The sequence below is a fragment of the Amycolatopsis sp. NPDC059027 genome (genome assembly GCF_042739735.1).
Classification (GTDB): domain Bacteria; phylum Actinomycetota; class Actinomycetes; order Mycobacteriales; family Pseudonocardiaceae; genus Amycolatopsis.
This window is the reverse complement of the sequence record NZ_JBHYIK010000075.1, coordinates 35,950-46,603: the sequence shown is the minus strand read 5'-3', so window position 1 is coordinate 46,603 and position 10,654 is coordinate 35,950. Positions and strand designations below refer to the sequence as shown.

The following is a 10,654-nucleotide window of genomic DNA, read 5'->3' as shown; positions in this document are numbered from 1 at the left end:
GCCCCCCCTCTCCCCTCTCCCACTAGCTCGAACCTTAAACTCCCCACACCTATCTTAAATCAGGCTGACCGTTAGCGGGGGCGGGGGCCCCCCCCGCGTCCCCGGGCCGAAGCTTTTCTCATGCCACGAAGGAAAACCGCGCTCGCGACCCTCGCGTTCCTCTCGCCGTTCACGGCAGAATTTCTGCTGGGCGACCAATATCTGGTCGGGCCACCGACACCCCGGCAGATCGGAATGTTCGCGCTGTTCGTCGCGCTCTACGGCGCGGGCGCGATCCTGATCCGCGAGATCGCGCGACGCGCCGGGCGCGGCTGGCCGACGATACTCACCCTGGCGCTGGCTTACGCCGTCCTCGAAGAAGGACTGCTGACCCAGTCACTGTTCAACCCGGACTACGCCAACGCGCATCTGCTGGACGAGGGCTTCATCCCGGGCCTCGGCATCGCCGGGCCGTGGACGGTGTACGTGCTGACCCTCCACGTGGTCTGGAGCATGGCGACGCCGATCGCGATCACCGAAGCACTGTTCGGCCGCGACCCCTGGCTGCGTCCGCTGGGAATCACACTGTGGACGGTCCTGCTCGCCATCGGCGCGGCCGCGACGTTCACAGTTTCACTGTTCATGGGCGCACGGCATTTTCTCGCACATCCGGCCCAGCTGGCGACGTCGGCGGTCATCGCCCTCGCGCTGATCGTCGTCGCGCTGCGTGTTTTCCGCTTCCCGATTCAGGGGACGCCCCGCATTAACGGATGGGCCGGTTTCGCATTAGGACTCGGCGCGAGCTCCGCGTTTCAGGTGGTCATGCGCAATTCAGAATGGTTCAGTTCGGCCTGGCTCGCGACCGCGCTCATGCTCGGCCTCGAATCACTGACCGTGTTCGCCGTCCTCCGACTCCGGCCCCCGGTGTTCCCGCTCGCCGCGGGAGCCGCGATCACCTACTGCTGGCTGGGTTTCGGCCCTGCCCTCAAGGTCGGCACGGGTGGCGCGGCAGAGCAGTCGGTACTTGTCGCCGCCACGCTCGCACTGCTGGCCTGCACGGCCGTTCGCACGCACTCCGCACAATTGCGCACGCCCGTGCAGTGAATGCGAAGTAAACGTTTCCCTACCGCCGTGTCACAATTTTTCGTCACCCACTCGGCGCAATCCTGTTAATGCCGTTCAGGAGACTGGACAATGGGCGTATCCTGACGTTTCCTTGCAGCCGGCGCCGCCCGCGGGACGGGTTCGGCGACCGAGAAAACGGGGGGCACAAGCGACATGGGTGGGCACCGGGAAAGGGGATCGGCCGGACGCTTCGGTGCACGTTTTCCGACCACCGCACAGGCGGCCCGCCACACTCCGGATACAAAGGCCTCGCCACTGTCCGCACCCGAACGCCCCGCCCTGCCCGCGCGCTCATCCGTCGGCCGTGCCGGTGCCCGCTTCCCTTCGGCGCGTGCCGCGGCCAAGCTGACCGAAGTCCCGAAACAGCAAGGCCCGCAACAGCAAGGCCCGGACAAGCCGTCACTTCCCGAACCGGTCGAGGTGATCACCGAAGCCGAGGTGCTGCCCGAAGCCGCACCTCCCACCCAGCGCCAGCAGGACGAGGACTGGGCGCTTGAAGCGGATCTGGCCGATTCGGGCCCGTTCGGCCCGCGCACGCTCGTCCGGCCGTATGTGCTGACCCGGGGCCGCACGCAGGCTCGCCGGCACCTGGCGATCGAGGCGCTCGTTTCGAGCTGTTCCAGCGCACGGTGGAACAGCACGCAGGTACCCGGCGAATTCCGTTCGGTGCGCCGGGTCTGCCACCAACCGCGTTCGGTCGCCGAAGTCGCCGCGACGCTGAGCGTCCCGCTCGGCGTCGTCCGCGTCCTGATCGACGACATGGCCGATCTCGGGCTCGTCACGATCCACGAAACGACCGACGACAGCGGCAAGCCCGCGCTGGCGCTGCTCGAGCGGGTGCTTCACGGGCTTCACCGGTTGTAAAAGCCCCGCGCGCATTACGCTTCCGCACGTGAGCAAGGAATCCGAGGCCCCGGCGGAATCCGGCGGCGAGAGCACGCTGACCGTGTTGCTGGCAGGCGGGGTGAACCTCGCCATCGCGGTGATGAAGCTGGTGGCGGGAATCCTCACCGGCTCCGCGGCGATGCTGTCCGAGGCGGCTCACTCGGTGGCGGACACGTTCACCGAAGTCCTGTTGCTGACGGCGTTGAAGCGGTCCGCGCGCCCCGCCGATCGGAAGCATCCGTTCGGCTACGGCAAGGAACGGTACTTCTGGTCCCTGCTCGCCGCCGTCTCGATTTTCGCCTCCGGTTCGATGTTCGCGTTCTACGAAGGTTTCTCGACCGTGTTCGGGGAGAGCGCGGAGCAGACGCGGCCGCTGGTCGGCTACATCGTGCTGGCGCTGGCGTTCGCGATGGAATCGGTGTCGTGGATGCAATCCCTCCGGCAGGTGCGCAAGGAGGCGCGAGCGGAGAACCGGTCACTGTGGACCTACCTGCGGCTGATCGACGATCCGGCACCGAAGACCGTGTTGTTCGAGGACTCCGCCGCGTTGATCGGGCTGGTGCTGGCGTTCGCGGGTCTCGGGTTGCACCAGCTCACCGGTTCGTCGGTGTGGGACGGACTCGCGTCGATCGCGATCGGACTGCTGCTCGCGTGTGTCGCCTATCTGCTCGGCCGGACGAACCGCGGTCTGCTCATCGGCAGGCAGGCGGATCCGTCGATCGTGTTCGGCATCCGCGACCACCTCGCGGCGGCTCCGGAGATCGAGGCGGTCGTCGACCTGCAGACGATGCTGATGGGTACCGACCAGGTACTGGTGTGCGCGCGGGTGGACTTCAACGACGCGCTCGGCGCAGCCGACGTCGAACGCGCCTGCGTGCGGATGGCCGGTGAGCTGACCGAAGCGTTCAACGACGTCACCGAGGTGTTCATCGAACCCGTGCCGAGGACGGATCCGGAACTGCGCGCGACCGTGCTGGCCCGCTACGGCGAGACGAACTGGACTCAGTACCCGAAGTCCTGAGTCCAGTACCAGCCGTCGGTCGCGACCCCGACGCCGAGGCGGGTCAGCGAGCAGTTGAGGATGTTCGCGCGGTGCCCGCTGGAGTTCATCCACATCTGCATGACCTTGGCCGCGGTGGTCGCCCCCTTCGCGATGTTCTCCGCGCCGGGCTTGGCGTAGCCGGCGTCGCGGATGCGCTGGTCGAACGTGGCGCCTTCCGGAGTGTTGTGCGAGAAGTAGTCGCGGGCGGACATGTCGTCGCTGTGCCCCTGGGCGGCCGTCGCCAGGTGTGACTCCGCGGAGACCGGTCCGCAGCCTGCCTTGGCGCGTTCGTCGTTGACCAGGTCGACGACCTGACTCGCCGGGCCGCCCGCAGGGGCGGCTTTCGGCTTGGGCTGGCTCGTGCTCGGCGTCGTGGCCGGAGGCTGCAATGCCGGGCTCGCGCTGGAGGTCGGTGCCTCGGACGTCGGTGGCTTCTCGTCCTTCGACGGCGTGGTCTCCGGTGTGCCGGAGGTCGCCGGCGCCGAGGTCGTCGAGCCGGACGGCGTCCCCTGCGGACCCGCTGCCCGGACCTGAGGACCGCCTCGGGTGTCCGGCACCCGCAACGCCAACGTGGAATTACTCAATGTGTCCGCGTTCTGCCCTTGGTGCAGCCACAGCGTCCCACCACCGGCGGCAAGTCCGCCGATGAGAACACTCAGTGACACCATGAGCACGCGACTTCTACCACTAATGGGGGACACGGCACGGGAACGTATCACGAAACGATTACGGCGACAGCCCCCAAAAGTCGCAGCCGCCGCGAAGAAATTTCGGTCGGTACCCGCCCCTCCCCGGCGAGTACCGACCGACCCCCTTGTCGCCAAACTAGGGCAGCGGAGCCGGAAGCTGTGCCGGTCGCTCGACCCACAAGGCTAGAGATCGTCCACTTCCACCAGGCCGTCCTGGATCGCGCGGGCGACCAGCGCGGCCTTGGTCCTGGCCTGCCTGCCGACGTTGGCGTACTTGATGCGCACCCGGTCCAGGTAGGTGTTGACGGTCCGGACGGTGATGCCGAGCTTCTCGGCGACGAGCTCCTTCGACTCGCTCTGGAACCACTCCACCAGCACGGACTCCTCACGGTCCGACAGCCGCGGCCGGTCCGATCGGCTGTTCGTGCCGAAGGCACCCGCCAGCGCGGGCGGCGTGTAGGGCAGGTCCTGGGCGGCCGCGACGGTCGCCGCGACGAGGTGTTCCTTGCCCTCCGCCTTGGTGAGGAACGTGAACGCCCCGATGTCGAGGCAGGTCAGCGCGGCCTGCTCGTCATCCCGCATGGTGTAGACGATGACCTGCCGTCCACTGTCGACGAGCCGGCGCAGCTCGCCATAGGACGGCGACCCGTGGCTGGACAGCTGCAGGTCGAACACGACGACGCCGGCCGAGTCGCCTGGCGGGATCCACGCGGCCTTCACCGAGTTCCCGGTGGCGACCACGCGGATCGGCGGGTCTGCGGTGGCGTACCAATGCTCGACGCCGGCGAGGATGGCCGGGTGATCGTCGATCACGGTCACCGTGATGACGTCGGTCGCCATATCGCCTCCACCCACAGCCTGGCCTCGTCGAACACGGTGTTGACCTCGACGTGCCGAGGCTCGCGACCGGCCTGCGGCGGCCGCGGAGCGTCGCTGACGACGCTCACCCGCACGCGGTCCCGCGTCCTCGTCACGGTCGTCCGCGCGCTCGAGACCGCCGACGCGAGCGCGGCCGCGACCGGGTCGAGCAGCTCCCGGCGCACTTCCCTCGGTAACCGCCGGGGCTCGCCGCGGACGGCGAACTGCACCAGTACACCGTTGCGTTCGGCCACGTCGACGCACGCCAGTAGTTCGTGCACCAGTCTGTCGGACACCTCGTCGCTCTCCGCGAACAGCCGCCGCATTCGGGCGGCTTCGATGGCGCATCGACGCCGGACGTCCTCGTCCGCCGGATCCAGCGAACCGTGGGCGAGCCCGGCGAGCAGCGGGATCGTCGTGCTGAGCAAGGTGGTGTACCGCGCGTGGTGATCCCGGTGCAGGTGCTCGGCGATCTGGTCCTGCGTGCGGATCCGCTCCTCCTCCGCGGCCGCGTCACCCGCCGCGGCCGCCGCGCGCCGTAACACCTGCGCGGCCAGTCCCACCGCGAGCTGGAAGCCGCCGACGGAGACCGCGGTGATCGCCATCGGCGCCAGCGTCAGGTGATCCGGCGGGCCGACCACGACAAGTTCGGCGAAGGTCAGCAGCTGGTGCGCGACGAGGAAACCGACCAGCGCGGGCGCCGGGAGGTCGAACAGCAGCACCAGGCCGTACCAGCCGACGATGCCGAAGATCCAGTGCGGCGGGCCCAGGTACTCGCCGGGCGGGACCACGGCGGAAGCCAGTACGGACGCCAGCAGCACAACGCCCGCGCCCGTCCACCGGAAGACGAGCGACATCTCCTTGCCACGGAACCAGGAACCACACGGCTCCGGCGGCGACCGCGGTCAGCATCCCGAACGCCACGACCTCCGGCCACAGCGCCAGGAACCGGTCGCGGCTCGCGAGCAGCTGCGGGAGGCACAGCACGAACTGCACCGTCACCGCGACGGTGAGCGCCCCGATCCGGCCACCGGTGAGCAACCGTTCCTGGATCTGCTGGGCAGGGCGCGCGACGAGGTCAGTCATCCGGCCACACCCACCGCACCGCGGTACCGGCGCCCGGTACGGACCGGACCGTCGCCCGGCCGCCGGTGTTCGCCATTCGCTCCACAATGGACACCGAAATTCCGCGCCGGTGCGGCGAAACGCCGTCCGCGTCGAATCCGCTGCCCCGGTCCCGCAGTTCGACGACGATCCGGCCGCGGTCGTCACGCTCGGCGCGTAACGTCGCCTTGTCGACTCCGGCGTGCCGCTCGACGTTGCCCACCGCCTCGCGGACGCCGTGCAGGATCCCGATCGCCGGAGCGGCGGGCAGCACCAGTTCGTCGCCGAGGGCGGTCTCGACGCGCACCGCCCGATGGTCACCGACGGTGCCCAGCAACGCGGCCAGATCGATCCGGCTGGCTCCCGCGCTCGGCACCGTGGCGAGCGCCTCCAGGTCCCGTTCCGCGCGTTCGGGCAGCCAGGCAGGACGATCCTGATGCGCTCCCACCGAGACCATCAGCAACGTCGCGCTGGCCGTGTCGTGCAGAGTGGCCAGATACTCACGCTCGCTCGCGCGCCGGGCCGCCGCGACCGAGGCGTCGAGACGACGAGCCGCCGCCCGTTCGATGATGCGTCCCGCGGTGCGTGCCTTTGACCGGACCACGACGTAGCCGATCCTGGCGAGGGTGGTCTCGACGAGGATCCGGATCGCCGGTCCCAGCGCGTCCCCGAATCGCCCGGACGCGGCCAACGTCATGCCCGCGACGTAACCGCCGACGCCGAGCAAGGCGAGGAAGACACCGACGGCAGGCCTGGTGCCCCATTCGAACTGGCTCATCGCGGCGGTGATGGAGACCGTGACGAACACCCAGCTGTTGACCGGCTGCGGCCCGATCAACAGCTGGCTGAGCCCGATGACGAGCACCGCCGCCGCCCCGATCACGGCAACGACGAGCACCGGGATCTCGCGCCGCGCCATGAACGCGGACGCGGCACTCCACGCGACGGCGACGCCGACGAACAGCGCGGTCAGCGCTCGATGATCGGCCGGAGCCGCGAGGATGCCGAGCAGTGCGCACACCGCGACCACGGCGGAGCGGACGAACACGGCGTACCGCGCGATGGCCAGGTTCAGGTTGCGTTCGCTCAGCTCGGCCGCGCCGTAGGACGAACCTCGGCCGTCCGTCCGCGGCTGGGTCATCCGGCACGCTCCACGGTCCGTCGCTGCCACTCGGTCACGAAGATACTGTGCCATTCGTTACCAATCCGACGGCAGCTACGGCGGAAATGAGTGTCTACAAGCCGATCGGCTGCAGTCCGTCTCCGCCTTCTTTCGGTCGGATTGGTAACGCGAAGTGGCGCCGCCGCGTTGCCGAGTCCGGGGTTTTCAGGGCACCTGGCCGGACTCGGGCAAAGCGGTCAGGAACGTCCGCGCCTGTTCCGGAGGGGCCGGAGCAGCAACAGGAGCACACCGCCCGCAAGCAGGCCCATGCCGGTGAAGGCGGCGGGCCATGGGTCGTAGCCGGTGTTCGGCAACGGCGGCGGGTTCGGCCCCGGCGGCGTGACCGGGGTGCCGGGACTCGGCGGGACGGTCGGGTTCGGTGGCGGCGGGGTGATCACCTTGATCGTGACGCTGTCGGTGTCCTTGACCGGGTCACCGGGCTGCTCGGTGTCCGGTTTGCCGGTCACGGTCGCGAGGTTGGTCAGCTCGCCGGACTGCGGCGCGGTCGCGGTGCAGGTCCATTCCTTGCGCTCCCCGACGGCCAGCCGTGCGAAGGAGCGGTCGCAGGCCGGGTAGGTCGGGTCGGTCAGTTCCAGCGCGACAAGGTCGACGTTGCCGGTGTTGGTCACGGTCAGCGTGAACGTCGCCGTGCCGCCCGCGCGCACCGACGTGTCGGCCTTCTTCACCAGGTCGATGCCCGGCTTGGCCACCTTCGCCACGGCGTCCGCGGTCGAGTCCACCGGTTTGCCCGTCGGGTCCTTACCGATCGCGCGCACCGTGTTGGTGATGTCGTTTTCGCCCATGGTCACCTCGCAGGTGACCGGCGCGGCCGACTCGTCAGGCTTGAGCGTCCCCACGTTCTTCGAGCAACCGGGTGCGACCTTGTCGTCGAGCGTGACGTCGGTGAGGGTGACGTCGCCGGTGTTCTTCACGACGACCGTGAAGGTGACCTTCTGGCCCGGCAGCACGGGTTTCGCCGGACCGGTCTTGGTCACCGTGAGACCGGGGCCGATGACGTCGACCGACGCCTTGGCCGAGTCCGTCACCGGCCGCCCGGTCGGATCGTCCCCGGTCACGGTCGCGACGTTCGTGACGTCCTGGCGCGCGGAGATCGAACACGTCCTGGTCTCCGTCGCGCCGACCGCGAGAGTGTCCACAGTGAACGAACACGACGGCGTCTTGTCGTCCACAACGGACACCTTGGTCAGCGGCACGTCGCCGATGTTGGTCACCGACAGGCTGAACGTGACCTGCTCACCCGGCCGCACCTGCCGCGGCTCGGCGTCCTTGGTGATCTTCACCGCGGGATGGATGACGTCGACGCGAGCACTGCTCTCGTCCGAGACCGGTGATCCGATCGGTGGTGTCCCGGTCACCTTCGCGACGTTGGTGACGTCGTCGGCCGGCGCGGTCATCGTGCACGAATACCGCTGGATTCCGTTCACCGGCAAGGAATCGAAGGTACGCGCGCATTCGGGCGCGACGCTGTCGCCGACCTTCACGTTGTGCAGTTCGACGTCGCCGGTGTTGGTCACCACGATCTCGAACGGCACCGAATCGCCCGTGCGGAACGGGCCGCCCTTCGCGGTCTTGGTGATCGTCACGCCGGGATGCTGCACGACGAACGACGCGTCGTCGGACGCGGTCACGGTCCGCTTGGTCGGATCCGTGCCGGTCGCCTTCGCGACGTTCGTGAAGCCCTGCGCCCCCGCGACGGTGGTGCAGGTGAACTTCTGCTCGGCGTCGGGCGCCAGCGACGGGAAGTTCCTGGCACAGGACGGAGTCTTGTCGTCCACAACGGACACATCGGTCAGCGGCGCGTTCCCGATGTTCTTGACCAGGATGGTGAAGGTCACCGTGTCGCCCTCACGGACCTGGTACGGCGCGGCGTCCTTCATGATCGCGATGGCCGGGTACACGACGTCCACCGTCGCCGTACCGGTCGCGGTCACCGGCGGCCCGACCGGCGGCGTGCCGGTCACCTTCGCGACGTTGGAGAAGTCGTCCTCCGGCGCGATCATCGAACACTGGTAGGTCTGCACCACGCCGACGTCGAGCGAGTCGAACGTCCTGGCACACGAAGGCGCCAGATCGTCCACAACGGACACCTTGGTCAGCGGCGCGTCCCCGGTGTTCTTGACGACGATCGTGAACGTCACGGTGTCGCCCGCACGCACGACCTTCGGCGAAGCCTCCTTGGTGATCGTGACGGCCGGGTGGATGACGTCCACCTTCGCGTCGTCGGTCGAGGTGATCGGCGGCCCCGTCGGCGGCGTGCCGGTCACCTTGGCCACGTTCACCACGTCGTCCGCGGGCGCGGTCATGGTGCATTCGTAGGTCTGCTTCGCACCCGGCTCCAGCCGGTCGAACGTCTTCGCGCAGGCCGGGGCCAGGTCGTCGGTCACCTTGACCGCGGTCAACGGCGAGTCACCGGTGTTGGTGACGACGATCGTGAACGTCACCGTGTCGCCCTCGCGGAACGGGCCGCCCTTGACGTCCTTGGCGATCGACAGACCCGGGTGCAGCACGGTGAACGTCGCGTCACCGGTCGCCGTGACCGGCCGCTTCGTCGGGTCGGTGCCAGTCACCTTCGCCGTGTTCGTGAACCCGTCGGCGCCCGCGACCAGACTGCACGTGTACTTCTCTTCCGCGCCTGCCGCGAGCGAGGCGACGTTGTGCGCACACGACGGCGTCCGATCGTCCACAACGGACACAGCGGTGAGCGGGACGTCGCCGGTGTTCTTGACGACGATGGTGAACGTCACCGTGTCGCCCTCGCGAACCTGCGTCGGTGCCGCGCTCTTGGTGATCGTGATCGCCGGGTGAATGACGTCGACCGCCGCGTCCGCCGTGGCTGTCACCGGCCGGTTCGTCCCGTCGGTGCCGTTGGCGGTGGCGGTGTTGGTGAAGTCGTTCTCACCGGCCACCAGTGTGCACGTGTAGGTCTGTTTCGCTTGGGACGCAAGGGTTCCGAAGCGCTTCGCGCAGTCCGGCGCGATCTGGTCGGCCACGAAAACGTCTCGCAGCTGGCTGTCGCCGGTGTTCGTCACCGTGATCGTGAACGTCACCGTGTCACCCGCGCGGACCACCTTCGGCGTGGCGTCCTTGGTGATCGCGATGCCCGGGTGGATGACGTCCACCTTGGCCTCGCCGGTCGCCGTCACCGGTGGCCCGACCGGCGGTGTGCCGGTCACCGTCGCCACGTTGGTGAAGTCGTCCGCCGGTGCCTTCCCGGTGCAGCCGAAGCCCCAGGTGGCGCCGGGGGCGAGCGCGCCGTCGAAGGTCCGCGCGCAGTCGGCCACCAGCGGGTCGGCGACCTTGACCCCGGTCAGCGGGACGTCACCGGTGTTCTTCACGGTGATCTGGAACGACACGGTGTCGCCCTCGCGGTACGGCCCGCCCTTCACCTCCTTGGTGATCGTGACGGCGGGACGCTGCACCGTGAACGTCGCGTCGGCCGTAGCGTCCACTGGCCGGTTCGTCGGGTCGGTACCAGTCGCCTTCGCGATGTTGGTGAAGCCCTGCGCACCCGCCACCACCGTGCACGTATAGGTCTGCTTCCCTTGTGGAGCAAGCGTTCCCACCGTCTTCGCACAGCCCGCGACCTTCTCGTCCGCGACCGTGACACCAGTCAACGGAACGTCGCCGGTGTTCGTCACCGTGATCGTGAACGTCACCGTGTCACCCTCACGAACCTGAGCAGGCGACGCGGTCTTCGTGATGGCGATCGCCGGATGGATCACGTCCACCGGCACCTCCGCCGTCGCCGTCACCGGCCGGTTCGTCACGTCAGTGCCATTGGCCGTGGCG

General features: G+C 68.7%; 8 protein-coding genes. 3 read left to right on the top strand and 5 right to left on the bottom strand.

Features of this window, described 5'->3' with window-relative positions; all coding sequences use genetic code 11:
• The first annotated feature begins 120 nt into the window (after nt 1-120).
• From ACFWY9_RS37000 to ACFWY9_RS36990, 3 genes are all read left to right on the top strand, one after another.
• Nucleotides 121-1,083 (top strand): hypothetical protein, encoded by a 963-nt coding sequence (locus tag ACFWY9_RS37000; RefSeq protein WP_378341082.1) that lies wholly within the window; start codon nt 121-123, stop codon nt 1,081-1,083.
• Nucleotides 1,084-1,257: 174 nt separating this feature from the next.
• Nucleotides 1,258-1,968, top strand: a complete 711-nt coding sequence (locus ACFWY9_RS36995) for a DUF742 domain-containing protein (protein ID WP_378326325.1) — start codon at nt 1,258-1,260, stop codon at nt 1,966-1,968.
• A gap of 28 nt (nt 1,969-1,996) precedes the next feature.
• The gene (locus ACFWY9_RS36990) at nt 1,997-3,010 is read left to right on the top strand and encodes a cation diffusion facilitator family transporter (RefSeq protein WP_378326326.1); all 1,014 of its coding nucleotides are present in this window, start codon (nt 1,997-1,999) and stop codon (nt 3,008-3,010) included.
• Here the strand turns inward: ACFWY9_RS36990 and ACFWY9_RS36985 are convergent.
• The 5 genes from ACFWY9_RS36985 to ACFWY9_RS36965 form a co-directional block, all read right to left on the bottom strand.
• Nucleotides 2,992-3,705, bottom strand: coding sequence for a CAP domain-containing protein (locus ACFWY9_RS36985; protein ID WP_378341081.1), 714 nt, complete (start codon nt 3,703-3,705; stop codon nt 2,992-2,994). The genes ACFWY9_RS36990 and ACFWY9_RS36985 overlap by 19 nt on opposite strands.
• 198 nt (nt 3,706-3,903) lie before the next feature.
• The gene (locus tag ACFWY9_RS36980) at nt 3,904-4,560 is read right to left on the bottom strand and encodes a DNA-binding response regulator (protein WP_378326329.1); all 657 of its coding nucleotides are present in this window, start codon (nt 4,558-4,560) and stop codon (nt 3,904-3,906) included.
• Complete coding sequence (locus ACFWY9_RS36975) at nt 4,536-5,435, bottom strand: histidine kinase (RefSeq protein WP_378341080.1); 900 nt, start codon at nt 5,433-5,435, stop codon at nt 4,536-4,538. Before ACFWY9_RS36975 ends, ACFWY9_RS36980 begins: the two co-directional genes overlap by 25 nt.
• 221 nt (nt 5,436-5,656) lie before the next feature.
• The gene (locus tag ACFWY9_RS36970; RefSeq protein WP_378341079.1) at nt 5,657-6,823 is read right to left on the bottom strand and encodes a sensor histidine kinase; all 1,167 of its coding nucleotides are present in this window, start codon (nt 6,821-6,823) and stop codon (nt 5,657-5,659) included.
• 218 nt (nt 6,824-7,041) lie between these two features.
• Nucleotides 7,042-10,587, bottom strand: a complete 3,546-nt coding sequence (locus ACFWY9_RS36965) for a hypothetical protein (RefSeq protein WP_378341083.1) — start codon at nt 10,585-10,587, stop codon at nt 7,042-7,044.
• Nucleotides 10,588-10,654: the final 67 nt, after the last annotated feature.